The sequence below is a fragment of the Pseudomonas sp. LBUM1648 genome (assembly GCF_059716145.1).
On sequence record NZ_CP166808.1, the window covers coordinates 2584417 to 2610199 of the forward strand.

The 25783-nt window shown below is 55.8% G+C and carries 28 protein-coding genes and 2 pseudogenes; 18 read left to right on the forward strand and 12 right to left on the reverse strand.

Going from position 1 to position 25783, the window contains the following annotated elements:
• Positions 1-108 precede the first annotated feature (108 nt).
• The 7 genes from ACA043_RS11945 to ACA043_RS11975 are packed head-to-tail and all read right to left on the reverse strand — an operon-like array spanning position 109 to position 6451.
• Positions 109-1524, reverse strand: coding sequence for an ATP-binding protein (locus ACA043_RS11945; protein ID WP_497659285.1), 1416 nt, complete (start codon positions 1522-1524; stop codon positions 109-111).
• Positions 1521-2183 carry a response regulator gene (locus tag ACA043_RS11950; RefSeq protein WP_047295015.1) on the reverse strand — a complete coding sequence of 221 codons (663 nt, stop codon included), beginning with the start codon at positions 2181-2183 and terminating at the stop codon, positions 1521-1523. Before ACA043_RS11950 ends, ACA043_RS11945 begins: the two co-directional genes overlap by 4 nt.
• An 11-nt stretch (positions 2184-2194) precedes the next feature.
• Positions 2195-2839, reverse strand: coding sequence for a tetratricopeptide repeat protein (locus ACA043_RS11955; RefSeq protein WP_489880049.1), 645 nt, complete (start codon positions 2837-2839; stop codon positions 2195-2197).
• Positions 2836-3645, reverse strand: coding sequence for an SDR family oxidoreductase (locus ACA043_RS11960; protein WP_489880050.1), 810 nt, complete (start codon positions 3643-3645; stop codon positions 2836-2838). Before ACA043_RS11960 ends, ACA043_RS11955 begins: the two co-directional genes overlap by 4 nt.
• The gene (locus ACA043_RS11965) at positions 3632-4306 is read right to left on the reverse strand and encodes an iron-containing redox enzyme family protein (RefSeq protein ID WP_489880051.1); all 675 of its coding nucleotides are present in this window, start codon (positions 4304-4306) and stop codon (positions 3632-3634) included. Before ACA043_RS11965 ends, ACA043_RS11960 begins: the two co-directional genes overlap by 14 nt.
• Complete coding sequence (locus ACA043_RS11970) at positions 4303-5784, reverse strand: AMP-binding protein (protein ID WP_497659286.1); 1482 nt, start codon at positions 5782-5784, stop codon at positions 4303-4305. The genes ACA043_RS11965 and ACA043_RS11970 overlap by 4 nt, the downstream gene beginning before the upstream one ends.
• Positions 5774-6451, reverse strand: coding sequence for a thermostable hemolysin (locus ACA043_RS11975; RefSeq protein ID WP_497659287.1), 678 nt, complete (start codon positions 6449-6451; stop codon positions 5774-5776). Before ACA043_RS11975 ends, ACA043_RS11970 begins: the two co-directional genes overlap by 11 nt.
• 209 nt (positions 6452-6660) lie before the next feature.
• Between ACA043_RS11975 and ACA043_RS11980 the strand changes: the two genes are divergently transcribed.
• Positions 6661-7215: a cytochrome b gene (locus ACA043_RS11980; RefSeq protein WP_497659288.1), complete on the forward strand. Its 555-nt coding sequence runs from the start codon at positions 6661-6663 to the stop codon at positions 7213-7215.
• Between the two features lie 182 nt (positions 7216-7397).
• Positions 7398-7613: a DUF4287 domain-containing protein gene (locus tag ACA043_RS11985; RefSeq protein WP_497659289.1), complete on the forward strand. Its 216-nt coding sequence runs from the start codon at positions 7398-7400 to the stop codon at positions 7611-7613.
• Between the two features lie 55 nt (positions 7614-7668).
• On the opposite strand, the gene ACA043_RS11990 is transcribed toward ACA043_RS11985, so the two are convergent.
• Positions 7669-8070: a carbohydrate-binding module family 20 domain-containing protein gene (locus tag ACA043_RS11990; RefSeq protein ID WP_497659290.1), complete on the reverse strand. Its 402-nt coding sequence runs from the start codon at positions 8068-8070 to the stop codon at positions 7669-7671.
• A gap of 270 nt (positions 8071-8340) precedes the next feature.
• Between ACA043_RS11990 and ACA043_RS11995 the strand changes: the two genes are divergently transcribed.
• The 9 genes and pseudogenes from ACA043_RS11995 (at position 8341) to ACA043_RS12035 (ending at position 16422) form a co-directional block, all read left to right on the forward strand.
• A complete protein-coding gene (locus ACA043_RS11995; RefSeq protein ID WP_497659291.1) occupies positions 8341-9084 on the forward strand; it encodes a hypothetical protein in 744 nt (247 codons plus the stop codon).
• A 549-nt stretch (positions 9085-9633) separates the two neighbouring features.
• Positions 9634-9996 (forward strand): DUF6124 family protein, encoded by a 363-nt coding sequence (locus ACA043_RS12000; RefSeq protein WP_401265461.1) that lies wholly within the window; start codon positions 9634-9636, stop codon positions 9994-9996.
• A gap of 138 nt (positions 9997-10134) precedes the next feature.
• A pseudogene (locus ACA043_RS12005) lies at positions 10135-11669 on the forward strand (phospholipase effector Tle1 domain-containing protein).
• Positions 11669-12325, forward strand: a complete 657-nt coding sequence (locus ACA043_RS12010) for a DUF2931 family protein (RefSeq protein ID WP_497659292.1) — start codon at positions 11669-11671, stop codon at positions 12323-12325. Before ACA043_RS12005 ends, ACA043_RS12010 begins: the two are co-directional and overlap by 1 nt.
• Before the next feature lie 32 nt (positions 12326-12357).
• Positions 12358-13014, forward strand: a complete 657-nt coding sequence (locus ACA043_RS12015) for a DUF2931 family protein (protein WP_497659293.1) — start codon at positions 12358-12360, stop codon at positions 13012-13014.
• A 10-nt stretch (positions 13015-13024) separates the two neighbouring features.
• Positions 13025-13681: pseudogene (locus tag ACA043_RS12020) on the forward strand (DUF2931 family protein).
• A 262-nt stretch (positions 13682-13943) separates the two neighbouring features.
• Complete coding sequence (locus tag ACA043_RS12025; protein ID WP_497659294.1) at positions 13944-15260, forward strand: hypothetical protein; 1317 nt, start codon at positions 13944-13946, stop codon at positions 15258-15260.
• 314 nt (positions 15261-15574) lie between these two features.
• Entirely contained in the window at positions 15575-15847 is a 273-nt protein-coding gene (locus ACA043_RS12030; RefSeq protein WP_497659295.1) for a hypothetical protein, read from the forward strand.
• Positions 15848-15930: 83 nt separating this feature from the next.
• A complete protein-coding gene (locus ACA043_RS12035) occupies positions 15931-16422 on the forward strand; it encodes a DUF6998 domain-containing protein (protein WP_497659296.1) in 492 nt (163 codons plus the stop codon).
• 167 nt (positions 16423-16589) lie between these two features.
• On the opposite strand, the gene ACA043_RS12040 is transcribed toward ACA043_RS12035, so the two are convergent.
• On the reverse strand, positions 16590-17696 hold the full coding sequence (locus ACA043_RS12040) for a DNA alkylation repair protein (RefSeq protein WP_497659297.1): 1107 nt from the start codon (positions 17694-17696) through the stop codon (positions 16590-16592).
• A gap of 2 nt (positions 17697-17698) precedes the next feature.
• The gene (locus tag ACA043_RS12045) at positions 17699-18304 is read right to left on the reverse strand and encodes a glutathione S-transferase (RefSeq protein WP_497659298.1); all 606 of its coding nucleotides are present in this window, start codon (positions 18302-18304) and stop codon (positions 17699-17701) included.
• A 359-nt stretch (positions 18305-18663) separates the two neighbouring features.
• On the opposite strand from ACA043_RS12045, the gene ACA043_RS12050 reads away from it, so the two are divergent.
• The 4 genes from ACA043_RS12050 to ACA043_RS12065 all read left to right on the forward strand — a co-directional run bounded on the left by ACA043_RS12050 (position 18664) and on the right by ACA043_RS12065 (position 22984).
• On the forward strand, positions 18664-19905 hold the full coding sequence (locus tag ACA043_RS12050; RefSeq protein ID WP_497659299.1) for a hypothetical protein: 1242 nt from the start codon (positions 18664-18666) through the stop codon (positions 19903-19905).
• 526 nt (positions 19906-20431) lie between these two features.
• On the forward strand, positions 20432-20836 hold the full coding sequence (locus ACA043_RS12055) for a TraR/DksA family transcriptional regulator (protein WP_047301757.1): 405 nt from the start codon (positions 20432-20434) through the stop codon (positions 20834-20836).
• Positions 20837-21443: 607 nt separating this feature from the next.
• The gene (locus ACA043_RS12060) at positions 21444-22667 is read left to right on the forward strand and encodes a methyl-accepting chemotaxis protein (protein ID WP_497659639.1); all 1224 of its coding nucleotides are present in this window, start codon (positions 21444-21446) and stop codon (positions 22665-22667) included.
• Between the two features lie 113 nt (positions 22668-22780).
• The gene (locus tag ACA043_RS12065; protein ID WP_187681284.1) at positions 22781-22984 is read left to right on the forward strand and encodes a hypothetical protein; all 204 of its coding nucleotides are present in this window, start codon (positions 22781-22783) and stop codon (positions 22982-22984) included.
• A gap of 6 nt (positions 22985-22990) precedes the next feature.
• Here ACA043_RS12065 and ACA043_RS12070 read toward each other — a convergent pair whose 3' ends face one another.
• Positions 22991-23227, reverse strand: coding sequence for a DUF2789 family protein (locus tag ACA043_RS12070; RefSeq protein ID WP_489880076.1), 237 nt, complete (start codon positions 23225-23227; stop codon positions 22991-22993).
• 49 nt (positions 23228-23276) lie between these two features.
• Positions 23277-23552, reverse strand: a complete 276-nt coding sequence (locus tag ACA043_RS12075) for a hypothetical protein (protein WP_401265439.1) — start codon at positions 23550-23552, stop codon at positions 23277-23279.
• 422 nt (positions 23553-23974) lie between these two features.
• On the opposite strand from ACA043_RS12075, the gene ACA043_RS12080 reads away from it, so the two are divergent.
• The 3 genes from ACA043_RS12080 to ACA043_RS12090 all read left to right on the forward strand — a co-directional run bounded on the left by ACA043_RS12080 (position 23975) and on the right by ACA043_RS12090 (position 25774).
• Complete coding sequence (locus ACA043_RS12080) at positions 23975-24424, forward strand: hypothetical protein (protein ID WP_187681289.1); 450 nt, start codon at positions 23975-23977, stop codon at positions 24422-24424.
• A gap of 8 nt (positions 24425-24432) precedes the next feature.
• Positions 24433-24630, forward strand: coding sequence for a hypothetical protein (locus ACA043_RS12085; protein WP_401265437.1), 198 nt, complete (start codon positions 24433-24435; stop codon positions 24628-24630).
• A gap of 127 nt (positions 24631-24757) precedes the next feature.
• Entirely contained in the window at positions 24758-25774 is a 1017-nt protein-coding gene (locus ACA043_RS12090; RefSeq protein ID WP_497659300.1) for an ABC transporter substrate-binding protein, read from the forward strand.
• Positions 25775-25783 lie beyond the last annotated feature (9 nt).

Here is a 25783-nt window from a genome sequence, read left to right on the forward strand (position 1 = left end):
AGCATAGGTGTGTGGGCTGGTCGCATGCCGTTGATTTGCCCGATTGCCCGCTCAAGTGACGAACGGGCAGGCCGGCCAATCAGAATCGGCCAGGATTGCGCTGCGTACTCAGCCCTGTGGTAGCTCGCGGGTGATACGTTGTGTCGCGGGGCGCGATTGTGCGCCAGGCATCGACAACGTCGCCCGCAACCCACCCTCAGCCCGATTGACCAACGTAATCCGCCCACCCAGCCGCGTCGCGATGGTGTTGACGATAGTCAGCCCCAATCCCGCGCCCTGGGCATTGCCGCGACTGTAGAACCTTTCGAACAGCCGCTCTCGATCTTCCTCATCAATGCCCGGCCCCTGATCCTCGACACTCAAATGGCAGAAACCGTCGGCCTGAGTCAGCGTCACGGTGATCACGCCGTGTTCCGGGGAGAAGTTGGCGGCGTTGGTGATCAGGTTGTTCAGGGCAATGTCGATGGCAGCGGTGCTGGCCATGACGTGGAGCGGTTCGGCGCTGTCTTCGAAGGCCAGCTCCAGCTGTTTGCTCAGCAACCACGGTGTCAGTTGCACGAGGCTGTTGCGCACGGTTTCGCTGAGGTCGATGCGTTGCAGTGGCGGCGGGTTGGGTTTGGGTTCCAGGCGCGCCATGGTCAGCAACTGATTGACCAGACGGCTGGTACGGTCGACGCCGACGATCAGAAATTCCAGGGACTCACGGCGCTCTTGTTCGGTGCCGGCCTCCAGGAGGTTTTGCGCATGCACCCGCAGTACCGCCAGCGGCGTGCGCATTTCGTGGGCGGCGTCGGCGATGAAGCGGCGTTCGCGGCCGAGCACTTCCTGGATCTGCGCGAGCATGCGGTTGAGCGCTGCTTGCATCGGTTCCAGTTCGCTGGGCAGCGGTGTCAGTTGCAGCGGTTCCAGCGAGCCGCTATGGCGGGCGCGCAGGGTCGCGGCCATGTCCGCCAGCGGCTTGAGGCCCCAACCGATGGCCAGCCAGATCATGGCCGCGAGGATCAGGCTACCGATCACGTTTGGCCATAAAGTGTGACGGACGATGCGGTCGACCAGATCTGAGCGCACGTCATCGCGTTCGCCGACCCAGATGCGCAGGCTGTTCTGCTTGTCCTCCAGCATGAACGCCCGCCATTGCCGACCCTTCAAATCCAGCACATCGCTGAAACCCGGTTGGGTCGGCGGTGCGGTGAAGGAGGGCGCGCTGGCGGTATGCACCAGCACCTCACCCTTGGGATCCCACACCTGAAAAGCGATTTTGCTTTCGTACGGATGACCATCGACCCGGGGCTTGGCTTCGCCCAGGGCCTGATTGAACGCCTGATACAACTGCGCGTGCTCGGTACTGTCCATTGGCATGCGCATCACGCCTTGCAGCAACCGGGCGTTTTGCGCCAGTTGCGCGTCGTAGACTTCGGCTATTTCGTGGTTGCTGTCATGCACATTGAACGTGCTGAGCACCGCCAGACCGGCCAGCAACAGACCGATGATCAGCGTCAGCGTACGACGGCGGATCGAGGTCATCGACGCTCCTCCACCAGATAGCCCACGCCGCGAATGGTGCGGATCAGGTCGGTGGAGAATTTCTTGCGCAGGTGATGGATGTGGACTTCCAGGGTGTTGCTTTCCGCCTCTTCATTCCAGCCGTAGAGCAACTGAATCAGTTGATCGCGGGTCATCACCCGGCCCGGCGGCGAGAGCAATTCGTGCAGCAACTGATATTCCTTGGGCGTCAGCGCCACGGGTTGGCCCTGATAGCTGACCTGCTGGGTGCCAGGGTTGAGGCTGATGCCAGCGTGTTCGATCAGCGCCTGGGCGCGCCCGGCGCTGCGTCGCAACAAGGCACGCAACCGCGCCTTGAGTTCGGCCAGATCGAACGGTTTGACCAGATAATCATCGGCCCCGGCGTCGAGCCCGGCGATGCGATCCTCAGTAGCATCGCGGGCAGTGAGAATCAGCACCGGCAAATTCGAGCCGCTGTCGCGCAGACGGCGCAGCACTTCGAGGCCGTCCATGCGCGGCAGGCCAAGATCGAGCACCGCCACGTCGAAGGTTTCACTGAGCAGCGCATGCAACGCGCTGCTGCCGTCCTTGAGCCAATCGACGGTGTAACCCTCACGGCCCAGCGCCTGATGAATGCCTTCACCAAGCGCCACGTCATCCTCAATCAGTAATAAACGCACGCGGACTCCTGTCAGTCGAGTTTCTTGTTGACGTCCACCAGCAGGGCGGCGATCTCTTTGCGACGCCCGGCGTCGGCGCTTTCCCGGCCCGGACGCGGCGCGGCTTGCAGGGCTTTTTGCAACGCCCCTTTCGCTTCAGCGTAGCGTTTTTCACGGTAGAGGTGATCGCCCCAGAAGTACAGGCTATCGATGCCGTTGGGATTAAGTTGCAGCGCCTGCTTGAGCAGTTGCTCAGCCTTGTCGCTGTCGCCGAAACCGATCGGCCAGCCCGGCACGCGGTCATACAGCGCGGCGAGGCTGGTGTAGGCCGAACCTTGCAAGGCCTTGGGGTCGAGGGTCAGGGATTTTTCCAGATCAGCCTTGGCGTCCTTGGCTTTGCTCAAGGCACCGAGCCCACCTTCGGCACCGGCCCAACTGCTGGTGACGATGCCTTTCCAGATCCAGGCTTCGGCCACGGTCGGGCGTTGCGTGGTGAAAGCGGTGGTTTCGGCTGAGAGCTGTTCGAAAGCAGCGGCGCGCTGTTTCTCCGCGACTTCGTATTGAATGTGCGCCCAGCTCTGCTGGATGCCGGTGAGGCGTTGCTGATCGGCGGAGTCCAGCGCCCAGACGCTTTGACTCAGGGCGGCCAACAACAGGCATGCGGAAAGTTTTTTCATGGCTTGAGGGTCTCGTTTTCAGGTTTTTCACTGAGGCGGCGGATCAGCGGCAACTGCTTGCGCAGACCCCGATCAACCAGATGCGGCAGCAGGTTGTTGAGGCGCACGAAGAAACGTTCCGGCCAGCCCAGATACAGGTCGCGACGGTCTCCGGCAATCGCGTGAATCACCGCTGCGGCGACGGTTTGCGGATCATCGACGTTGGCCTTGAGCGCATCGTTCAAGGCTTGCGCCGCCGCGCTGTTCATCGACGTGCGGGTGGCGCGTGGCGCGACATACAGCACGCTGACCCGGGTATCGGCCAACTCCCGGCGCAGCGCTTCGGAAAACCCGCGCAGGGCAAACTTGGTCGCGCAATAACTGGCGTAACCGGGGTAGCCGATCGAGCCATAGGTCGAGCCAACGTTGACCACCATCGCGCTGTCGGCCTGCTTGAGCATTGGCAGCAACAGCTTGGTCAGGCAGATCGGCGCGCTGATGTTCACCGCCAGCATTGCGTTGATGTCGTTGTCGTCGAGCTGCTCAAGCATAGCGAAGTGATTGACTCCGGCCGCGTTGATCAGCAGGTTGATGCCGCCGATGGCTTCGGCGGCGGCCAGCACTTTGCGTCGGTCGCTGAGGTAGGTCAGGTCGGCGGCGACCCAGCACAGGTTTTGCGGATAACGCTCCAGCAGCGGCAGCAGCGCTTCTTGATGGCGGGCCACGGCCAGCACCCGCGCGCCGGCGGCGCACAAGGCATTGGCGATGGCCATGCCGATGCCGCCACTGGCACCGGTCAACACAACACGTGCTTCACGCAGCTGCATATTGAGCCTCCGTGTTGCGCGGCAAGCCACGGAACATGTCGGTGTACAGGCGATAGACGACTTTCGAAGCGTGAATCACCGCCGCCTGATCTTCTGGATCTTCCAGTTGGTTCATCAGTCGGCGGTAAGTCTGCATGTGCTCGATGTCCAGCGAACCGTGGGAGCTCAAGTAACTGAACGCCGTTTCCGGCAACGCCAGACGCTCGCGAATACTGCCCGCCGCGTGTGTGGCCAAGGCAATGCTGGTGCCTTCAAGCACATTGACCATGCCGAACAGACCCACCGGATTGCCCCGGGCGATCAGGTCGTAGAGGAAGCTGACCATCAACTCGATCGACAGCGACGGCTGCCCATCGCGCACGGCATCGCGATCACCGCCACACGCAGCAATGTCGTTGAGCACCCACTGTTCATGGCCGTATTCATCCTCGATGTACTCGCACACCGCTTTGCGCAGCCATTCCAGACGGGACGGCAGACGCGCGCCGCACGCCATCATCAACGGCACGGTGTGGCGCACGTGGTAATAGGCCTGAGCAAGAAATGCCCGATAACTCTCAAGGCTGACTTTGCCTTGCAGGGCATCAAGGATGATTGGCAGGTTGAACAACTCGTGGCGTTCCTGCTGCGTGGCTTCTTGCAGTGTGTCGAAAAAATTCATAACGCGGATTCCTCGCAGATAACGGATTCAGTCAATTGGGTGTGGTAGTGCGCGACGATGGCTTCGCGGCGTGGGCGGCCATTGGCGGTGAGCAGGCCATTGGCGGCGCTGAAAGGTTGGGATAGACGCGTCCATCGGTGTACCTGGGCGTAATCGGGCAAGGCCTCGTTGGCTTCGGCGACGGCGGCGGCCAGCTCCGCATCGCTGCAATCGGCGCGGTGCGGCCATAGCAGCGCATGGTTCTCCGGCATTGCCTCGCCATAAACAAACGCCTGGGCGATGTGGCGGCGCTGGGTCAGCTCCGACTCGACCCATTCCGGGTTGACGTTGCGCCCGAAACTGGTGACGAACTGATGCTTCTTGCGGCCCTTGAGGTAAAGAAAACCCTCCGGATCGAACTCGCCGAGATCGCCGCTTGGCCACCACTCTTCGGCGAGCGGCTCATCGCCCAGATACCCCAGCAGCGGCGAGCCCTTGATCAGCACTTCGCCGTCTTCGGCCAGGCGCACTTCAACATGCGGCAAGGGCCGGCCTACGCTTCCCGGACGTCGCGCGCCGGGGCGATTGAGGCACACCACCGACGCACATTCGGACAAACCATACCCTTCAAAAACCGGCAGGCCGACCCGTTGTGCGCGGTGCAGCAAATCTTCGGAAACCCGTGCGCCACCGACAGCGGCAAAGCGCAGTTTTTGGGGGTCGAAGGCTTTCTGTTCGGCGGCGCTGACCAGCAACAGCAACAACTGCGGCACCAGAATCAGACTCTCCGGCGCACGACTGGCCAGATAGCCCAGCAAGCGCGGCACATCGACACCGCTGGCGCCCTGAATCCCGAGGGTTTTCTGGCTCGGCAGGCTCAACATCGCGCCGGCATAAAGCGCCGCATAACAGCCGAGGTTTTCCAGCAGAATCGCCAGCGGCAGCAGGGCCAGATGATGCTCAGGATTGGTGGGTTCGCTTGCCTGATGCAGCTCGCGTGCAACCCGCAACAAACTGTCGGCGCTCAGACACACGCCTTTGGGTGTGCCGGTGGTGCCGGAGGTGAAGGTCAGTTTGGCGGTGCCGGCGGGCATGCGGCTCGGGCCGCTGAACGAGCGGCACCAGAACTCGCCGCTTTTCTCGTAACCGCCCGCGAGCAATTCGGCTGCCAGTTCCGGCTCGGCGATCACCCGTTCGGCCTGGCTTTGCTCCAGACAATGGGCGCGTTGCGCCGGGCTGAAGAACGGCGGCAGCGTCACGCAGGTCAGGCCTTCGAACAGCACGGCCAAGTCCCAAAGCATCGCGTCGACGCCGTTATCCAGCGCCAGTGCAATCACTTGCACGTTTTCATCGCGCAATCGCTCCTGGCGATACATCACCTCGGCGTACAAGGTTGTGTAATCGATTTTCAGCGAATCGCCCCACAGGGCAACCGCACCGTCATTGCGCCCGGCATGGCTGCGCAGGGTTTCCTGGAAGCGTTGCAGTTCAAGCGACATGGAAAGCTCCTTCAATCGAGGTCGGCAGCCCCAAGCGTGTGAACAGGCCGATATTGCGCAAATGGATGAACCCGGCGCGGATGTTGCCGACGTGAACCCAAGGTTTGCTTTGGTAATAACTGCCCCAATGTTGACGCTCGTCACCCAGTCGCTCCGGGTTCGCGGCGCACAATGTCACTGGCTTCAAACCGAGGCGATGGAAGCTGTTGACCAGCCCGATGTTGCCGGTGAAGGTCACCCATTCCAGACCGCCCATGGCCAGCAAGTAAGTGATGGCGATGATGCTCAGGCGCGCACTGCCGGTGTCGCTGGCGGCGAGGTTGCCGACCTCGACGATGCCGTTGCGCGTCACCGGGCGATCCGCCGCCGCGCTGATCAACGGTTCGATCGGCTCATCCAGATAGCGCTCAAGAAACAGCGGCTCCAGATGCGCGCGGCGCACACCGGCCACAGCACTCAGCACACCGTCGGCGTTGTGCATGCCGAACAGCTCGGGCATGAAGTGGCGGATATCGGCACCGTGGGCCTTGCGAAAGCGTTGCTGAATGAACGCTTCGAACGCCGTTCGTTGTGCGTCGTCGGGCAACGCATGGGTCAGCGTCATCTGCGGCGTTTCGGCCTGGCCGAAATGCAGGGGCAGGGGGATGTTCCAGTCGAAATCGGGCATGGGCAGAACGCCTCCCTCAAAGATTTGAGCGAAGTATCCGAGCCATTTCTTAACGAAGTCTGAAGGTGAAAAAAGGTTAACCTGCAAGCCGATCTTCAGACTGTCTTAAGACTGGCCGGGCAGGGTGACACCGTCGGTTCGCCCGGCCAAAGGAACGTGACCGTCGACCGCATCGACCGTCACCCACGACAATCACGAGGCGCATCTTTATGACCCGCGACAACGCCGCAACCCGTTATGGAAAACTCTCGATCACGATGCACTGGCTGATGCTGGCGCTGTTCGTCGGCGTCTATGCCTGCGTCGAAATCAAAGGCTACATGCCCAAGGGCAGCGAAGCGCGCGGCCTGCTGATGGGCTTTCATGGCCTGTTCGGCGCGAGCATCTTCGCCTTGGTGTGGCTGCGCCTCATCGGCCGCCTGACCCCGCGCCCACCGATCACCCCCAAACCCCCAGCCTGGCAGACCGGCATCGCGCACCTGACGCACCTGGCTCTCTACGGCCTGATGATCGCCACGCCGATCCTCGCCTGGCTGATGCTCGCCGCCGGCGACAAACCGTTCCCGTACTTCGGCTTCCACGTACCGGCGCCGGTCGCCATCGACCCGGACCTCGCCAAACGCCTCAAGTACTGGCACGAACTGATCGGCAGCAGCGGTTATTGGGTGATCGGTCTGCACGCGGCGGCGGGGTTGTTTCACCACTATTGGGTGCGCGATAACACGCTGGTACGGATGCTGTCGGGGCGCACAGGTTCACGCTGACCCCCTGTAGGAGTGAGCTTGCTCGCGATGACGCCTGTTCAGTCAGCATCGATTTTGACTGAACCACCGCGATCGCGAGCAGGCTCACTCCTACAGTTTTTGTGTTGTCTGGCAGAGCGCGATAGTTGCCGGAACCGCACTTCGCGTCCACTCTTAGGCCTTGCCGACAAGGAGCGTGCAGCATGACCGAAGACAACAAAGTAAAAGGCCCGGCCTCGTACTTCCCCTCCATCGAGAAAAAGTACGGCCAACCCATCGACCACTGGCTGAAACTGCTCGCCAGTGTCGGTGATAAAAAACACATGGAACTGGTGGCTTTACTCAAGGATGAACATGGCATGGGCCATGGGCATGCCAATGCGTTGGTCGCGCATCATCTGGCTAACAGCAAAAATTGAGAGCAGGGCAGCGATGAGCGTTACTCCCTGATTGTTGACTGGGTCCACTAGCGCCTCAGAACGTGCCGGTGGTCTTAAGCGCTGCACTAAAAGTCATGGTCACCTGATTGTTAGGGCCTGGCTGCCAGGTTTGTACGTCGGCAGGGTTGTTTTCGTTGCGAACGATGCATTTCCATTCAATAAGATCACCGGGCTTCGCATTACTGAATTTTATCGGTCCGGACCAGGAGGGGTAGGGCGAAGGGGTGAGTTTAACTGCCTTGGCCGGATCCCAACTCCCCAATTCTGGACGATCGCCCACTACGTAGACGCTGTAGCCCTGCGTAGTGACGCCGTTATCACATTGAAATGTCGCTTCGAGAAAAAGATACGTCCAGGTGGCGCCGGCATTGGAAACGACGGGCAGCATTGCCGAGAGCACAAAACCCAGCGGCAACAGATAACGAATACGGCTCATGGTCAAATCCTCAGGAAGCTTTCAGTCAGGCCAGACTAGTCCTGCTCAAACTGAAAGTGACCTGTAAGAGCTGACAGTTCTTTAGTGGCCTTCGCGATAGTTCTGCTCACCCTTATTCTCTGACGCTGCCGAAGGCTGCGAGGTTTTGATCTTGTTCGCGGACTCCAGAACCCTTGTCGCGCACCAGGCTGGCTGCAAATGCAGGCTGAGTCACATAGCCTATCGGCGCACGGATACTTTTCTTATCGAGCTCAAGGATACGCACTCGTCATGACATTCAAGGATTGGGCTGATTTGAAGGTTCTGTACAAACAGAGCCGTAAACAGCCAAACAAACAGCTATTCAGACTGGAAAATGCCCGCAAGTTATGGCCGATGTGGGCTGCTGCGGCAACAACACTACCCCTGCTGGTATTCGCAGGCTTCGGAATCAAGTATCCGATGGTAGTTCCGATGTCCTACGTAGCACTTGCCTTGTGGGCGGGCGGGCTCTTTTTCACTCGACTCAAAGCATTCCACACGGTGTATCCCGCGCAATTTGATGCGCATGCCATAGACCGGCAGTCTTGGGCGGAACAAGAAAACATTCTTTGTTATGCATTCTTTCTGCAAATTATCCGCAACGAAGGTTACACAACTGACAAACTGCGAAAGTTGTCTGCCTATTCGGATCTGACCGTAGCACCCGCCAAACCTGCGCTTTCGCAAAATCTGGGCTTTGTTTCTCTCTTTGGTTTGATGATTGCGCTCTCCACTGAAGTGATCAAAGCCACGTCATTTTTCTTATGGGGAAAGGGCGCTGTTGCTCTCATGCTGGTCGCTGTTGTGTTGTTCATTTACTGGCTTGTCTGGGATGGTATTCAAAGTGCGGCTTACGAAAGACTGCGCATCAAACGCTACGTGGAACTGGCCGTCCATGACCTGGATGATGTTGTTCAGGATGTCCTACAAGTTAATCCTGCGCCGGATTCGATGGATTCTTTACCTCTTCTAGCGATCAGCAATCAGAACTGAGCATTAAGCATGCATTCAACGCAATTCAGCCTGAACAAAGCAGGTAACTCAGAACACATTCCCCTGTAGGAGTGAGCCTGCTCGCGATGACGCCCGCCCAGCCACGAAAAATCCAACGCCATCCACAAACCCTGTGGGCGCGGGCTTGCCCGCGAAGGCGTCAGCCAAGTCACCCCCTCACTCCCCAAGCTAACTAAACAGAAAATAACGTCACTGTTTAAAAGAAACCTCCTGTCGCCATCCATGCCCTACAACGTCTTGCGCCATCGCCTACGACTACGCCAGAATCCGCCGGCTTGTGCGTCTAGGTCGCGGGTTCTATCGTTTGTCGGTCACTGAAAAACAGTGATCGGGTTTGGTAGCCCGCCATAACTAGTCGCATCGCGCATCATTAGCAGACCCAGTCGGGTCTCTGCTCAATGGTGGCCATGCGCAGGACACCTTCGGGTGTGCCGGGTCCTAGTTACCGGTCTACCAACCCGCGTATGGCCGCCACCCTCGTTTGGTAGCGAAGGTGATGGCTCCTTTTTACTAACTAGGAGTTTCATCATGTTCAAAGTAACGCCGAACCCGCCAGTAACCGACCCCGCATCCCCCTACGAATCCCCCAACTCCAAGAAATTCCACGAAGCCGCCGAGCGCGCCCTCGACCACTACCTCAAACCCGCCGACCACATCATGGCCAGCACCAACGAACCCGAGCGCATGTACTTCGCCAACCCGAAGTACGACACCGAATCCCTCCTGGCCAACGCCAGCGAAACCCTCGGCTCCGCCAGCGAAATGCTCAACAACTTCGCCGCCATACTCGACACCTCCCACCGCAAAAACGCGCTAGGCATCGCGCAAGTCGTGATGCTTGCCGAATTGGCCGTCAACCAGGCGCTGGACAACGTCGAAATCCCCAAATAACCCAACCACCACGACGAGGGGAAACCCTCGTCAAACCACGCTGTCTCAACCGGGCTGGCACACGGCCACGCCTTGCGCCCCCAAGCCTCGGCTGTCACCCTTCGGGCCGTTCTCAAGGATCAGAACAAGGAATCAAGGATGAGCGGCTACGTCCCCAACCCCCCGAAAAACCACCGCTACGAAGAAGCCAAACCCGTCGATATCCACGCCCAGCGCTGGGCGGAATACGAAAAACACGGGAAAGAACCCGCGCCCGCGCCTGAGAAAATCGGCATCGCGCTGCGGATTGGGGTTTTCTTTGATGGCACTGGGAATAATGCGAATAACACGGCCGCTGGGTTGCTGTGTGGTGCGCAGCATCCGATTGCGCCAGAGGATATTCCTGCGAGTTGCACACCCTATATGGGGGATCCGGATAGCAGCTATGGCGCCGGGCCTACCAATGTAAAAAAATTATATTCACTGTATGAAGAGATCAAACAAGCCGAGGGTGACGGGCCCTTCACGCGCGTATCGCGTGCTCTCTACATCGACGGTATCGGTACCCAAAATGATCAAAAAGACAGCGTGCTTGGCTCAGGAATGGGGCGTGGTGAAACAGGTGTAGCCGGCCGCGTGCAGGCATCATTCACGCAGATCAACCGAATTATTGAAGATGCGTTAAAGGAGAACTCAAACAGCGAAATTGTCTCTCTGACTTTTGATACGTTTGGTTTTAGCCGTGGAGCTGCGGCTGCGAGACATTTTTCAAACGAAGTCGTCAGGGGTAAGCAAGGGCCGTTAGGGAATTTAATAAACATTCGCGTCAGAGATTTCAGTCGCAGCTTTGATAGTCAGTATGGAAGCGGCATCAACATGGGGTTTATCGGGCTATTCGATACAGTTCCCTCAATCGCTGGCTTCACGAATTTCGGTCGGGTGAAAAGTTCTATCGCTCCCGGTGTGAAACTTTACTTGGACCGCCGGTTCTTCAAGGATGTTGTCCATCTTGTAGCTCGAGATGAATGCCGCGCAAACTTCGCGCTCAGTCGAGTGAAACCCGATTATCCGGAGTACAGTTTTCCAGGCGTCCACTCGGATATTGGCGGCAGCTACCTAGACGAAGTCGAGGAGTGCGTTCTGGTCAGCCCAATGCAAACCCTAGCCGTTTCTACTTATACCGACGTTTCAACTACGTCTATCTACCGTGATGCTGCACGCGTGAAAAGCGAGTGGGTCGCTAAAGGATGGCCTGCTCATTTACTGGAAATTGTCACCCCTGCATCTATTGAGCTCCCCAAAGAACATCAAGACAGGCTGTCTCCCGGTCAGAAGCGTGTATTTGCCGCTCTACAACTCAAACGTCCGGTCAGCGGCAAACTTTCGAGGATTTATTTGAAAGTCATGTATCAGTTGGCGAAAGAAAAGGGTGTTCGCTTCATCGACATGCCCGACGATGGCGAGTATTCCGTGCCGGAGGAGCTCCAATCACTATGTGATCGCTTTGTCGCTGGTGACTACAAAACCACTCCAGAGGAAGAGGCGCTTCTTAAACTGAAGTACATTCATACCTCCGCAAACTGGAATCATCCTCTCGGTAGAAGGGATGGGAGTGGCATCGAAGCGGTGTATATCAATGCCCCGACGGGATCCGCGTACAACATCCACACGTACCTGACTGGAAGCTTTGGTAATGAAGGCAATGATTGCCCTGCTGGGCGCTTTATTATTGGCGGGATGCCAGACTGGCGGCGCCGATAGCGGCGAAAACGACCCTAAATATTCCTCGTGGGAATTAGTGTTCGTTGAGCCGAACTACATGAAAGTCTGGGTTGAGGACAGCTCTGTCCAAGATATCAATGACAAGGTCTCTCTCAGAGCAGGCAAGAGCACAGCGGCTTCGGGAGAACCCGACATGGGCACCGAATCTGCTAGAGGCTGGGGAGTTATTACTGGATCCGGGATGCCTGTCACGGGTGCCAACCTTCCAAAACGCATTTCCGTACGCTGGCAGTCCATAACAGAGCAAAAAACCTATCGGGGTTCCATCGATATTCCAGAAGAAGCCAGGCAACTAATGTTGAAATCTACTCATCAGCGTTGTCCGGAAACGCCTGAGAAAACCGCTCGATTTATGGCTTCACTTTACGTGGGGCTTGCGCCAGGTGGCGTACTACAGGCGTGGGTAAAAGACTCCTGCAATGATCCGGTGAAGGTAGCTCGAAGCCAAGGCGAGATTGAGCCCTTGGGTGCCCAACAGGGTAAAAACGGCGGTCGTTATGCCTATCCAGTTAGTGAGAAGGCCAAGCGATACGTCGACAAGTATGGGATTCCGTACGGTAGTTGGTAGTCGTCGCCCGTTGCCTGTTGGACACTCAGTTAATGAAATTAAACTTAGTCCTAATGGGCGTTTTACTCTTCACGGGATGTCAGGTCACAAACGCCAACTCGGGCGAGAGTGACCCCAAGTATCCTTGGTGGGAGCTGGCGTTCATCAAACCCAATTTCATGAACGTGTGGGTTGAAGACAGCTCGGTGGAAGACATCAACGGCAAAACCTTCTTGCGTGCAGGGGGAGGCAATGCAAGTGGTGCCGAACCTGATGATGGAAAAGAGTCTGCCCGTGGATGGATTGGTGTTGGTGGTACAGGAAAGCCCGTGATTGGGGCAGGTCTACCAAAGCGTATTTTTGTACGTTGGCAATCAATACCAGAACAAAAAACCTACCGGGCTTGGGTCGATATCCCAGAAGAGGCTAGGCAAGTGATGGAGACATCCACTCATCAACGTTGCCCCGAAACACCTGAAAAGACCGCACGGTTTATGGCATCGGTTTACTTGGGACTTGCACCCGGTGGGGTCGTACAGGTCTGGGTGAGAGATTTATGTCGACGTCCGGTTAAAGTCGCTCGCGCCCAAGCAGAGTTGGAGCCGTTAGGGCCGGAGCAGGGAAAGAACGGCGGTCAATATGCTTATCCAGTGAGTGAAAAGGCCAAGCGTTACATCGATAAGTACGGCATTCCGTATGGAAGTTGGTAGCCCATCACCGATGAAACGACTCCTAACTCTGCTTTGTGCGCTGTTGTGCGCCAGTTGTCAGTCAAACGATCTGCTATCAGGCAAAAATGATCCCAGTGCCGAATCGTGGGAACTAGCGTTCACCGAACCCTATTGCATGAAGGTGTGGGTTGAAGACAGCGCCGTCGAGGATATAAACGGCAAGTTGTTCAAGCGCACGGGAGGAGGTACGGCCGCAGGCGGGGAGCCAGAAAATGGAAAGGAATCTGCCCGAGGCTGGCATGCTGTCGGTGCTGCCTCAAAAGCTGTGATTGGCGCTGATCTACCAAAACGCATCTACGTGCGTTGACAATCCATTGTTGAGCCGCAGACCTATCAGGGTTGGGTGGATGTGCCCGAAGAGGCGAGACAACTGATGACGGCTTCCGTTAGTCAGCGATGCCCTGAAACTCCGGAGCAACAGGCTAGTTACAGCGCTTCTATTTACCTGGGCTTGGCTCCCGGGGGCGTTGTGCAAATTTTTGTTCGAGATGCTTGTCACCGACCGGTCAAGGTGGGCAGAGGCCAAGCAGATATCGAAACGTTAGGGCCTAGCCAGGGTAAGAACGAAGGGCGCTACGCGTATCCTGTTAGTGAGAAGTCCAAGCGTTACATCGAGAAATTCGGCATTCCATATGGGAGTTGGTAGGAGTCAGGAGCAGGGGCATTTTTCCTATATTCTGTCAGTGCAACCATTTATCGAATGGTCACGTTCTGCAAAAAGCGGGCGTTAGTGAATGACTGCTTTCGGCCAATAGCTGCCTCTCACGGGTGACCGCTACAGGGCAGAGTCAGCTACGCTGCTGACCATCGCAAGCACTGAACGGAATCATAGTCACGGCTAGCTGTTTTCGGCAAAATCATTAGCTGAGCACTGTCCACACGCGCCGAAGTAAAAATAGGGTTTAATCATGGTCGGAAATAAAAATTCAACTTTCTGTGGTTCGGAGCCTACATGGGCAAATGCCTGCGTAGGAGACAACGGCAGCCCAGGCTATTTTGAGTATTCCAAAGGTTTTTCCACCGCTGCTAACTTACTGATTGATCAAGTTCTTTCCAAGGAAATGGATATGGAAATTGATGATCTAGTATATCCCGTGTGTTTTAATATGCGCCATTCGGTGGAGTTAAGGCTGAAAGGAGCAATTCAGGAACTGTCGTTCGTAGCCAAAGCGAAAAAATACGAATTTTCGTTCGATTTATCCGGGTCGCATGATATTGGAAACATTTGGGGCTTTTTCAAGCTTAACTCTGAGATTCTGGATGGCCGTTATGAAGATATTAACAACCTAATTGCCGAAACCATCTCAGATATTGCAGAGGTAGACGCCACCGGGCAGACGTTTCGTTACCCTTTAAGCAATGAAAGCAAAAAACACCTGACTGACGTCGCATCTATTAATTTTTTTCGTTTAAAAGAAAAATTTGGGCAGCTAGAAAGCAACTTGGATAAGCTACATAATTTGAATCTGTGGCTTAAGGATGAATATGCTCAAGGAACTTTTACATCAAGGCTTTCACGCCCAATGATTTATAGACTGGCCAGAGATCTACCTCCGAAATCTGAATGGGCAACACCAGGATTTAAAGATATCAAACAACAGATTATGTGTAAGTACGCCATTGGTAGCAGAGATTTGTCGAAAGCTGTTGAAAAAATAAAATCACATTATTTTCTTTCTTCTATGATAGGCGAGCCGTTACCACTTAAAGGCATAATCCCAGATCAGCTATTTTTCTTCTTTGATCAGTGGGCACCTCAGAATGCCAAGAGCTTAATCCCAGAAGCACCAAGTCTTGGTCTAGATTACTGGGATCGAACGGGGTCAATGCTTGACAGCATAAAGGAAAGAGCCAGCACTAGGAGTTTAGTTTGGAGTGAATTTGAAGCGAGGCTGACTCCTGAATATCTCGCAGGATTACATACTTTGTTTTATTTTGCGCGCGACAGGTTGTACATAGAGTTTTACGACGAGCTATATGAAAGTGCGATCCCGGAAATTAATCGAAATTTTAGACTTGGCATTCAAAGCGTGAAAGAAAGCTTTATGCATGTTTTTGATAAAACGAATGCAATGTCTAACATGGTAACTTCGCTTTTTGCGTTAGGTCACAATGTTTTGGCTGAAGCTATTGTTGATAGATATCAAGTTGATTCATCACTCAAATGGCTTGAAAGATCTAGGAGTGGCGAACTTTTCTCCTACCCAGATTTTGCCAGATACTGAATTTATAGATCAACAGGCGGCAAGGGCAGGAGACTGCTATGGTTGAAAGCTGCCTGTCGCTGGTGACCGCTATCAACCCATAGCTGACGGTGGCGATAGGCAAATATCCGCTAATTGCTGCCCGATTGTGACAGGCAGCGGGCAATAACCGCCGCCCATGGATGCGCTACAATGACTATGCAATGTGCAGAGTTTGTCGCTTTTGACTCGACACTCGTGCTTATTAAGGTGTTACACATAGAAAATGAACATAATCGGGCACAATTGGAGGGAAACCCCCCATTTGTGTTACCTATTTATAGCTAGGAGGCAATATGGCTCGTGCCTTGGACTGGGAGTGCGCTAATCGCAATGATCGGGCTCAAAAAGAAAATATTGGGCCTACAATTCCGCCACGTAAAGGGTCAGTTATTGATCTGGCAAAGAGGTTAGAAACCGCAATTCAGCTAATAGAATCAGAGAAATGGACCCAAAAAAAACCGGGATTCAGATCTCAGTTTCTATTGCAAATGGCCAGTGTTTACGAAAAAATTTCAGCATCCAAGCCAAGCTTCCAATCAAGTCCATTAGAAAAAAGGCGTCAATAATATTGCGTCAGTACTCCTGACTATGTGCCTGAGCCGATTACTTTGCCCTTTGCGCTTATATTTTTACCTAAAAAGAATTTAGCATGATGAACCTAGCCAGCCTGTCAATATCTGAACTACTAAAATTACACGCTGCGGCGATTGATGAGCTTAGGATTCGCGGCATACTTAGAACAAAAAACAATCCTGTTGGGGATTACGCCGAATGGGTAGTTTCATCTGCTTTAAATCTAACCTTGGCTAAGAATTCAGCCGCTGGTCACGACGCAGAGTCTAGCGATGGCAAGAAGATCCAAATTAAAGGACGCCGTATAACTGCAAATAACCGATCGAGGCAGTTAGGCGTAATACGCAACCTTGAAAAGAAAGACTTCGATGAACTAATAGCCGTAATTTTCAACGAAGAATTCGATATAATTGAGGCGTACCTAATCCCACACTCTGTAATTTCAGAGTATGGCTCGTATAGAGCGCATGTGAATGGCCATATCTTGCATATGCGAGGACCTTTGCTGTTAGATAAGCGAGTCCTGAACATTTGCGCCAAATTAAATTATTCTAATCAGTATCTCTAATCGCTTGTCGGGACCGGCGAAGTCGGCCAGTTAAATGAACATCTAGGGGCGGCTTGTGGCCGATAGCAGCCCTTCATGAGTGGTTGTTTTTTATGGGCTGAATCTGGTCCACCCTTGATTTCGCACCTGTTCAACCTTCGCCAGATCTACTGAATCTATTTATGGCGTCATCCCGCGATGATGTTGAACGCGGTTGCTGCCAACACCTCCCCATTAACCATCACCCGAACCCCATGCAGCCCCACAAAATGCTTCCGCGTCGTAAAATCCTTCATCACCTGCCGCCTTCGCACAACCACCTCTCCAAACCCCGCCAACACCACCGTCTTCAACTTAAAAACCTTCCCCGATACCCCGCCATTCGCCTTCACATAGTCAATCGCATAATCAATCACTAGCCTTTGCTCTTCAGCCACCGTCGACTTCACCACAAACGACAACGTAATCGCTTCCCCAAGCCTTACCACCGCCGGCTCAACCTTCACATCCAGCAACTCAACCTCAGGCTTCCCGCCAGCGCCAATCACCGTCAACGCCCGCAAATCCCCCTGCTTGATCAAACTGCGCAGCGCATGTTTCGCAATCCAGGCTGTGTGTTTTTTTTCCAGCGACCAACCTTCAATCGTGTCGAGCACCCATTCCGGATGCACTTTCGTCACGTCATTCAAATGATTCGCCACGGACTTGCGCACGTATAGGCTCTCATCCGCCTTCAACCGGTCGAGTATCCCGGCGGCCAATTGCGGGTCAGCCTGCATCGCTTCCAGCCGAAATGACCACGGCAGGCGAGGGCGGCTGCCTTCGCTGGCGAGTCGGCGGACGTGGTGGTTTTCGTCTTGGGTCCAGTCGTGCATCCATTCCAGCGAGCGTTCCAGGTCGCTGCGCAGAAAGTGGCGGATGGCGAATTCGGAGGAGCCGAAGGTGGTGAAGTATTTCAGGGCGTCCATGGAGGTGTCGAAGGCGTGCGCGCCGTAGCTGGCGACGTAGTGCGGCAGGCAGATGCTGACGAATCCGCTGTTCAGCCGTGGGGCGAGTTCGCGCAGGACTTCGAGGGAATCTTCGTAGTCCAGCGGCAGCACGGCGTGCAGGCTTTCGCTGACGCGGGCCATGCGTTGCATGACGGACAGGTCGGCGAGTCCGTCGTTGGCATGTTGAAGGAATGCTTTGGTTTTGAATGCCGGATACACAGCGCTCATTTCGGTGGCGATGTGGCGCAATCGCTCGGCGTTGAAGATTTCTTTGAGGGCCGGTGCGGTGGTTTCAGTTGTGCTCATGTTCAGGTCATCGGGGTGCTGACGAACGCTTCGAGGGTTTCGGCGTAGGCGGTGTATTGGGCGATGTGGGGGTAGCGTCGGGTGTCGATCTGGTCGGGGACGACGAGGTCGGTGAAGCTCCAGGCGACAGCGAGGCTGATGCCGGCCTGGCTCAGGGTGCCGTCGGTGGGGAGGCCGTGTTTTTCGAGTTCGTGTTCGAGGGCGGTGAAGGCGGCGGCGAGTTGGCCTTCGACGCGTTCGATCCACGGTTGATATTGATTGTCGGCCGGGCGCAGGTTGCGTTCGTAGTAGAGCTGCACGGCTTTTTCGCAGGCGGCGAGGCTGAGGCCGATCAGGCGCAGGGCGTGGGCGCGCTGGCTCAACTCTTTCGGCAGCAGGCTTTTGCCGGCGACGGTTTCGAGGTAGTCGAGGATGAGGGTCGAGTCCATGAGGACGACGCCGTCGTCGAGGATCAGGGTTGGCGCCTTGACCACCGGGTTGATCTGCTGGAATTGCTCGAAGTGGCGGAACACCGAGACTGACTCGTGTTCGAGGTCGATATCCAGGCGTTTGGCGGAGATCGCCACGCGGCGCACGTAAGGTGAGTCGAGCATTCCGATCAGTTTCATGTGCAACTCCTTGGCGTGACTGATTGCTACCGTCGATGGGTGACGAATGTAGCGGGAAAGGTTGTCGATTGACTACTGCTCGGCACTGCCGGTCTTCCCGGCACAAGCTGTAACGGTCATGAAACACCCGAAAATAAAGGGCCAAACCGGCCTTGCCAGTTGCGCCAGTGAATCTATAGTCAAAGTGCCAGCACCGACCAGGGATGGAACAGTTAAGCGAGCTCAGACCCTCTGATTCAGTACTCGTTTGTATTACTCCCTTGTAGTCCATGACCCCGAGATCGTTGAGGCGCCGACGTGCGCGCCAAAAAAACCAGCTTGCCGCGTCGGCCACACAGGAAGGGCACGAGGGTCATGTCATGAACTCTTTTCACCGCTTGACGATATGTGCGTTGTGTATTGGTTTGGTGGCTTGCAGCAACCGTCCGGAGCGAGGTGCTGTTGTGCAGCAATGGTCGGCTAATACGGAGCAGTTGAATTTCAAACCTATTTTCCCTCCGCGAGGCAACTTTGAGGTTGGCGATTTGTATGTGGTTCGAGCTGCGAAGGCTGGGGCCAAAATGAAAACCGTCGACTACTACATGGGTTCCGTTTGGTTCGATCGAATGAAACTGGATGAGGAATTGAAGAAGGCCGCGCCTTACATCACCGCAAAGCAAACGCCGGCGGACAAGTCTGGTCTGGTGGTGGCGACCAGTGTGCCGGATCTGTTTGTACCCAACACAACAACGAAAATGAATGCACTGGTGGCGTTTCCCGGATTCACCTTCGCTTCGCTGGCGGAGAGTGATATCGGGCTTGGGGTCAGCAACAGTGCGATCGGCGCATTGATTGGTGGGGCACGCAAGTCTGCGTATTCAGTTGCGTATTCGGTGCCTCTGGCAGAAACCTACGGTGTGCTTTATGGCGATGCTCATATCGCCGCTGACACCTATTTGAGCAAGTACACAAAAACGAAACGCGAAAAATTGCAGGAGGCAGTGGTGTCGCTGAAGAACGATGCGAAGGCCGATGACAAGAACACCACGACTTCGGTGCTCGTGCTGGTCACGCAGGTTTACCTCGCGCGGTCGCTGGATGTGGTGATTTCGTCTACTGAAAGCAATGGTGCGCAATTTTCCGCAGTAACACGGGCATTGACGGATCTGGATGAGCGCAAGACCGCCATTGAAACTCAGCTCCGGGCTTTGAATCCGGCCGCGAAGGGTGATGGTGGGGCTGACGGAAAGGTGGCCGAGGCCAATGCGGATGCGGCGAAAACTGGCACGCCCGCCAAGACGGAGGCCGATAAACCAGTGGTCATCTCGGCTACCAATCAGGCAATCATTAAGCAGAAGGAAGCGGAGCTGGCGCAGGTTAACGCTGATATCCGCAAACGGGTGGAGTTCGTAACGCCGGCAATGCCGGGGGTGACCGGTTCGGTGGTGAAATCTTCAGCGTCCGGCCTGACGTTACGCCAAGTGTTCGACACGCCGGTGGCGATTGGTTATTCGGGTATCAACATTGATATCGATAAATTGGTCGCAACAGGCAAAGTCAGCGAAGCGGTGGGTATTGATACCTATCCGTTGAAGCATCAGATCAAGATTGATTTTGAGTAGTCTGCGGTAGACCACATCGCCGCCGGTCCGGGCAGATCGGCGATGTGGTCATTTTGTCAGTCGTCGAATCCGGTTTGTTGGGCGAGGGCACTGCGTTCATTCACCAGTCACACGCTATTTGCTCGTTTGCCCAGGGGCGAGAGGTGGCTGCAGAGCGCCCTTGATTTCGGGCCGGGGCAAAGCCTACAGAGTATTTCTGTATAAAAGCTCCAGCCTGCCGATAACCTTGCTCGCAGGTCGTTGATAGCCGTTTGTCTTCTATATACAGCCGCTCGACTGAATTTCTTGCTATAAACGCACTCCGATGACCGTTGTGAAGCTTGTGTCAGAGCAGTTTCCGGGCTTTGTCGGACAAATTCCCTGTATTTACAGTTGCTGATGCCTGAAACGGGCCTTAGACTGCCGCCCCTCGTAAATTGAGTGCCGGGTGGCGTTTGCAATAAACGATGCCTTTTCGTCGACCGGACACGGTTCGCCGGAACGCTCCCTATTTCGCCTTAATGCACGTTTTTTTATAGAGATATCAATGACAAAGGACAAGTTGCTGGCGATGCCGGCAGATGACTACATGAATGCAGAGCAACACGCTTTCTTCGCTGAGCTGTTGCAGAACATGAAAGTCGAAACCCACGAGCGCATTGAGCAAAACCGTATCGCCATCGAAAGCCTGGACACCCCGGCTGACCCGGCGGACGCGGCTTCGGTTGAAGAAGAGCGCACCTGGCTGGTAAACGCGATCGATCGCGACCAGCGCATGCTGCCGCAATTGGAACAAGCCCTTGAGCGCATCAAGGAAGACAGCTTTGGCTGGTGCGACGACAGCGGCGAGGCCATTGGCCTGAAACGCCTGCTGATCAGCCCGACCACCAAGTACTGCATCGAAGCTCAAGAGCGTCACGAGCAGATCGACAAGCACCAGCGTCAGGCCTGATTCCTGAGGCGACCCGCCGATTGCGGGTCGTTCTGAAAAGATCGCAGCCTTCGGCAGCTCCTATATGGGGTTGCAGGGGCTGCGATCTTTGTTTTTGCTCGTCTGCGATATCCCGAGCCGTTCCATTGACCTGCTGCAAGACCCCACGACTAACGGACCATAGATAATGGCGTTGTAGTGGCGTTTAATGCAGTCACAATAATGAGAACAAGCGTGGGGTGTTGATATGACGAGAGACGGATCTCTGGTTGGGGCTTTGCCTGCACCAGTGCTTTTGCCAAAAAACCGCTGGGTCGCACCGACTCTGCAAAGCATCGCCCTGATGCTGTTGCTCGCCGGCATGACGCTGGGTGGATGGTCGCTTTACGTCGGCATGCCCTTGGCGGTGCTGATTGTCTGGCTGCCGCGCCTGCGCTCCCGAGCCGTCCCCGATGTAACGCCTGCCGACTCCGGTAGTGCGATTTCCGAACTCACTCGCGATCTTTCCTACACCACCAGCCATAACGCCTTGTCGGCGGCCGGGGTGGCGTTTTCGGTCAAGGAACTGGCGAGCAAACTTGAATCGCAACTCGATGCGGCAGCGCGGATTGTCAGCAATGCCGAGGTGATGATCGCCACTGAACACGCCACTTCGCAGCTCAGCCGTGAAGCGTTGGCCGCTGCCAGCGAGGCGCATCACAGCAGTGCAGCGGGGCGAACCGAATTGGTCGATTCGATCTCGCGCATGCATCAGCTCAGCCAGCGCGCCAATGCCAGCCGTGAATTGATCGAGGCCTTGAGTCTGCGCAGCGATGACATTCAGCGGGTGACGCTGGTGATTCAGTCGATTGCCAGCCAGACCAATCTGCTGGCGTTGAACGCGGCGATTGAAGCGGCGCGGGCCGGTGAGCACGGTCGCGGATTTGCAGTGGTGGCGGATGAGGTGCGCGGCTTGGCGGCGCGAACGGCGTCGGCGACGGGCGAGGTCGGCGAGATGGTCGCTGACATTCAACAGCGCACCGCCCAGGTTGTGGAGCAGATCCGCGAACTATCCAGCGATTTGAGCAGCGGCGTCGAACAGGTCGAACACACCGGCCAGCACCTGGAGAATATCGCGCGATTGGCGGCGGGGGTGGAAAGTCAGGTCGGCGAGATCGCCCGGGGTGCGGAGACCAACCGGGAGCAACTCGACAGTCTGTTCATAGCCATCGAGCAGATGCGCAGCGATTTGGCGGTCAGCGATCAGCAGACCCGTCGCCTCGCCGAAGCGGCGGTGCAGATGGAAGGGCAGGCGGAAACCATCAGTGAGCGTCTGGCCGAAGTCGGGCTGGATGACTATCACCAGCGCATCTATGACTTGGCGCGCGAAGGGGCGAGCCAGATTGCCGCGCGTTTCGAGGCGGATATCGAGCAAGGGCGGATCAGCCTCGACGATTTGTTCGACCGTCAGTATCAGCCGATCGCGAATACGCAACCGGCGAAATTTCAAACTCGTTTTGATCGTTACACCGATCAGGTGCTGCCGGCGATTCAGGAGCCGTTGCTGCCGCGTCATGAGGGATTGGTGTTTGCTATTGCCTGCACACAGCAGGGTTACGTGCCGACGCATAATCAGGTGTTCAGTCAGCCGTTGACCGGAGATGCGCAGGTCGATGCGGTTAACAATCGCACTAAACGCAAGTTTGCCGACCGCACCGGGATTCGCTGTGGCAGTCATCAGCAACCGGTGTTGTTGCAGACTTACACGCGCGATACCGGTGAGTTGATGCACGACTTGTCGGTGCCGATCACGATCAAGGGTCGGCACTGGGGCGGATTGCGTTTGGGCTACAAACCGGAAAGCCCGCGCTGATCGATTCTTGCGATTGATGCAATGAATCTGTGCACGGGCGTTGCTGTTTCCTCCGCGAGTAAATCATTAACATGCCTACATAGTTAGGTAGCTAATGATTTGGGGAGGTCTGCATGCAGTGCAGAGTTGATGTTGCCGTGATGATTGGCAGCGGTGTGCCCGCCGGTTTACGCGCGATGGGCCGAAGTGTTTGCTGGGTGGTTTTGCTCAATGGTGAGCGGCGCGGTACTGCGTTTGCCAGTCGTGACGAGGCCGAGGAGTGCAGGGCTGCGTGGCTCGCGCAGTTGCAGGCCGCGCCTGGAGACAGCCTGCACTGATCGAGGTTACTTGCCGTCGTGAAGGCGTACGTTCAGTTCGTCGAAGACTATTGCCCTGTCATCGTCTTTGCCAATCCACTCTTGAAGCGTTTGCTTCTGAGATTCTGACCAGAAGGGCGCATCGACTAATTTGGTGTCAGCGTCCAGTGAATGCCCATCGATGAAATCATCGATATCAGTTTCCTCTGAAGGCAGACCCAACTGATCGAACAGGGTTTTCAAGTTATAACCTTCAAGATCCATCATTTGCTCCTTCTGATGTGCGCCGGTATGGCGCAGTCGATCGCTCTCTTTATCTGAGGCAGGCACTGGCCAGGAGTTCGATTTGCATTTCGAGTGAGCGGGCGAGGGCGCACGCTTCGTTGTGATCTTCGCGGAAACCTCTTACGCGGCCGGTCGATTTTTCCTTGATGTGGAAGAAAGCGTTGCCCGCCGGTACGACTTGAAAGCGCGGAGCCATATCCTTTTGTTGGTGTTCCTGCAGATCGTTCATATCGGCGACATGCAGGATAAGGGGCGATTTGAGTCGGGCGTCAGTGGGCATGGCGAAGTGAGTCAGAGTGCACATATGAAGTCCTTTTCATCGGTTGGCCGATATTTACAGGCCGTTTCGGGTAGTCGTAATGAGCATCGCTGCTCTAGAATCGCCAGTGCTTGTTGACGACAGGGCTTATCTAAAGCAATTTTTCGCGAGTGATATGTCGGAAAAATGCTTTTTTTCGTGAGAATTTTCCCTAAAGTTCGTAATCAGCTTTCTTTGGTCGCCGGTAAGGATTATTCCTTCGAGCTTTGGCGACATTGGAGTGAGTTTCGCGAGTGACATTCCAGTAGTCTTACGAACCTCGCGTTGAATGAGCAGTCTGCTCAGTTCGGGCTTTTATTTGAGTCATTTGGCAGTTCCATCGGCCTGGCCGTTTTTTGTCGTGCGCGTTTTCCGTGTGCGGTTTATTCAGATGTGGGGATGTTTCTTTGGCAGTCAGTAATCTCGATATGCATGCTTTGTTCGTGTTGGGTGATTTGCGTGCAAAGCTGGTCAAGCTGTTCCAATCACGTTTTGTTTACATCACCGAGCAAAACGCTGAAGGCATCTACGTTGCCGAAATCGACACTGAAAGCGCTTTGGTGGTCGATGACAAACCGGGCCTGAAGCTCAAGGTTGGCGATCATTTCAGTGCGTCGGTGTTGCCCAGCCGTGAAGGCGGCAAGATGGATATCCGTTTTCGCGAAATCAAACTGACGGTCTATGGCATCGGCGACTACGCCTTCGTCGAGACGGCGGATGGCCACGCGATCCTGTTCAAGGAAGGTCATAGCGTGGTGACCGTGTTCGCCGCCCATGCGCAGTTGCAGGAAGGTCTGACCAAGACCCTGAAAGCCGTCACCGCCAAAGCCGCGAAATGGCGCAAGGGTGAACTGGTGACTTTCAAGGCCAGCGAGTGATCGGTGGTTTGAGCCGCGCCGATTTCCATTCGCAAAACCTCGACAGTGCGCGCGATGAGGCCCGGCGGTTGTTCGCCGCGAAGGCCGAGTTACAAGGCGCCTGGCTCGGTTGGGTCGCCGCGCAGATCTACACGTTGCGCCCGGCGGAATACGCCAGCATGGTCAGACGCGAGCTGCAAAGCATGCAGGAAAAGTCTGAAACCTGACCTCGTCCAGGGTCTGGCCCTGAAAAAGCAGGAACCTCGGCTACAGTCAGTTGACTGAGTATGCAGAGGCTTGCGGTCTTCTCCCAGGCCATCCTGCCATTGCTGTGAACAGCACGAGGTGCAATGCATGAACGGATTTCGACGGTTATTGGCCGCCAGCGTGGCCACATTCGGTTTGCTGACTTCAGTGCCATCGGTCATGGCGGCACAAGCGCCGATCCATTTTGCCGACCTGAACTGGGAAAGCGGCAGCCTGATCACCGATGTCTTGCGGATCATCGTCGAGAAGGGCTACGGATTGCCGACCGACACCTTGCCTGGCACCACCATCACCCTGGAAACCGCGCTGGCCAACAATGACATTCAGGTCATTGGCGAAGAATGGGCCGGGCGCAGTCCGGTGTGGGTCAAGGCCGAGGCCGAAGGCAAGGTCGTGAGCCTGGGCGATACGGTCAAGGGCGCTACCGAAGGTTGGTGGGTGCCGGAATACGTGATCAAGGGCGACCCGGCCAAGGGCATCAAGCCGCTCGCACCGGACCTGCGCAGTGTCAGTGATTTGAAGAAATACAAAGATGTGTTCAAGGACCCGGAAAACCCGAGCAAGGGGCGTTTTCTCAACAGCCCGATCGGCTGGACGTCGGAAGTGGTCAATAAGCAGAAGCTGACCGCGTACGGATTGCAGGACGACTACACCAATTTCCGCAGTGGTTCCGGTGCAGCGCTGGACGCTGAGATCAGTTCTTCGATTCGACGGGGCAAACCGGTGCTGTTCTATTACTGGTCGCCAACACCGTTGCTGGGCAAATTCAAACTGGTGCAACTGGAAGAGCCGCCGTTTGACGCCGAGGCGTGGAAGACGCTGACCGACGCCGATAATCCCGATCCGAAACCGACCCGCTCGCTGGCCTCGAAGCTGTCGATTGGCGTGTCGACGCCGTTTCAGAAGCAGTATCCGCAGATTGCCGAGTTCTTCAGCAAGGTTGATTTTCCGATCGGGCCGCTGAACAAGGCGTTGGCTGAGATGAGTGAGAAACACACCGCGCCCCGTGATGCGGCGGTGGCATTCATGAAGGCGCATCCGGATGTGTGGCAGGCGTGGTTGCCGAAGGATGTGGCGGACAAGGTTTCGGCTGATTTGAAATAGAGGGCCGCG

What these genes read in the sequence shown, in the direction of transcription:
- ACA043_RS11945 (WP_497659285.1), bottom strand. Translation starts at nt 1,524, where the DNA reads ATGACCTCGATCCGCCGTCGTACGCTGACGCTGATCATCGGTCTGTTG.
- ACA043_RS11955 (WP_489880049.1), bottom strand. Translation starts at nt 2,839, where the DNA reads ATGAAAAAACTTTCCGCATGCCTGTTGTTGGCCGCCCTGAGTCAAAGC.
- ACA043_RS11960 (WP_489880050.1), bottom strand. Translation starts at nt 3,645, where the DNA reads ATGCAGCTGCGTGAAGCACGTGTTGTGTTGACCGGTGCCAGTGGCGGC.
- ACA043_RS11965 (WP_489880051.1), bottom strand. Translation starts at nt 4,306, where the DNA reads ATGAATTTTTTCGACACACTGCAAGAAGCCACGCAGCAGGAACGCCAC.
- ACA043_RS11970 (WP_497659286.1), bottom strand. Translation starts at nt 5,784, where the DNA reads ATGTCGCTTGAACTGCAACGCTTCCAGGAAACCCTGCGCAGCCATGCC.
- ACA043_RS11975 (WP_497659287.1), bottom strand. Translation starts at nt 6,451, where the DNA reads ATGCCCGATTTCGACTGGAACATCCCCCTGCCCCTGCATTTCGGCCAG.
- ACA043_RS11980 (WP_497659288.1), top strand. Translation starts at nt 6,661, where the DNA reads ATGACCCGCGACAACGCCGCAACCCGTTATGGAAAACTCTCGATCACG.
- ACA043_RS11985 (WP_497659289.1), top strand. Translation starts at nt 7,398, where the DNA reads ATGACCGAAGACAACAAAGTAAAAGGCCCGGCCTCGTACTTCCCCTCC.
- ACA043_RS11990 (WP_497659290.1), bottom strand. Translation starts at nt 8,070, where the DNA reads ATGAGCCGTATTCGTTATCTGTTGCCGCTGGGTTTTGTGCTCTCGGCA.
- ACA043_RS11995 (WP_497659291.1), top strand. Translation starts at nt 8,341, where the DNA reads ATGACATTCAAGGATTGGGCTGATTTGAAGGTTCTGTACAAACAGAGC.
- ACA043_RS12000 (WP_401265461.1), top strand. Translation starts at nt 9,634, where the DNA reads ATGTTCAAAGTAACGCCGAACCCGCCAGTAACCGACCCCGCATCCCCC.
- ACA043_RS12010 (WP_497659292.1), top strand. Translation starts at nt 11,669, where the DNA reads ATGAAGGCAATGATTGCCCTGCTGGGCGCTTTATTATTGGCGGGATGC.
- ACA043_RS12015 (WP_497659293.1), top strand. Translation starts at nt 12,358, where the DNA reads ATGAAATTAAACTTAGTCCTAATGGGCGTTTTACTCTTCACGGGATGT.
- ACA043_RS12025 (WP_497659294.1), top strand. Translation starts at nt 13,944, where the DNA reads ATGGTCGGAAATAAAAATTCAACTTTCTGTGGTTCGGAGCCTACATGG.
- ACA043_RS12030 (WP_497659295.1), top strand. Translation starts at nt 15,575, where the DNA reads ATGGCTCGTGCCTTGGACTGGGAGTGCGCTAATCGCAATGATCGGGCT.
- ACA043_RS12035 (WP_497659296.1), top strand. Translation starts at nt 15,931, where the DNA reads ATGATGAACCTAGCCAGCCTGTCAATATCTGAACTACTAAAATTACAC.
- ACA043_RS12040 (WP_497659297.1), bottom strand. Translation starts at nt 17,696, where the DNA reads ATGAGCACAACTGAAACCACCGCACCGGCCCTCAAAGAAATCTTCAAC.
- ACA043_RS12045 (WP_497659298.1), bottom strand. Translation starts at nt 18,304, where the DNA reads ATGAAACTGATCGGAATGCTCGACTCACCTTACGTGCGCCGCGTGGCG.
- ACA043_RS12050 (WP_497659299.1), top strand. Translation starts at nt 18,664, where the DNA reads ATGAACTCTTTTCACCGCTTGACGATATGTGCGTTGTGTATTGGTTTG.
- ACA043_RS12055 (WP_047301757.1), top strand. Translation starts at nt 20,432, where the DNA reads ATGACAAAGGACAAGTTGCTGGCGATGCCGGCAGATGACTACATGAAT.
- ACA043_RS12060 (WP_497659639.1), top strand. Translation starts at nt 21,444, where the DNA reads ATGATCGCCACTGAACACGCCACTTCGCAGCTCAGCCGTGAAGCGTTG.
- ACA043_RS12065 (WP_187681284.1), top strand. Translation starts at nt 22,781, where the DNA reads ATGCAGTGCAGAGTTGATGTTGCCGTGATGATTGGCAGCGGTGTGCCC.
- ACA043_RS12070 (WP_489880076.1), bottom strand. Translation starts at nt 23,227, where the DNA reads ATGGATCTTGAAGGTTATAACTTGAAAACCCTGTTCGATCAGTTGGGT.
- ACA043_RS12075 (WP_401265439.1), bottom strand. Translation starts at nt 23,552, where the DNA reads ATGTGCACTCTGACTCACTTCGCCATGCCCACTGACGCCCGACTCAAA.
- ACA043_RS12080 (WP_187681289.1), top strand. Translation starts at nt 23,975, where the DNA reads ATGCATGCTTTGTTCGTGTTGGGTGATTTGCGTGCAAAGCTGGTCAAG.
- ACA043_RS12090 (WP_497659300.1), top strand. Translation starts at nt 24,758, where the DNA reads ATGAACGGATTTCGACGGTTATTGGCCGCCAGCGTGGCCACATTCGGT.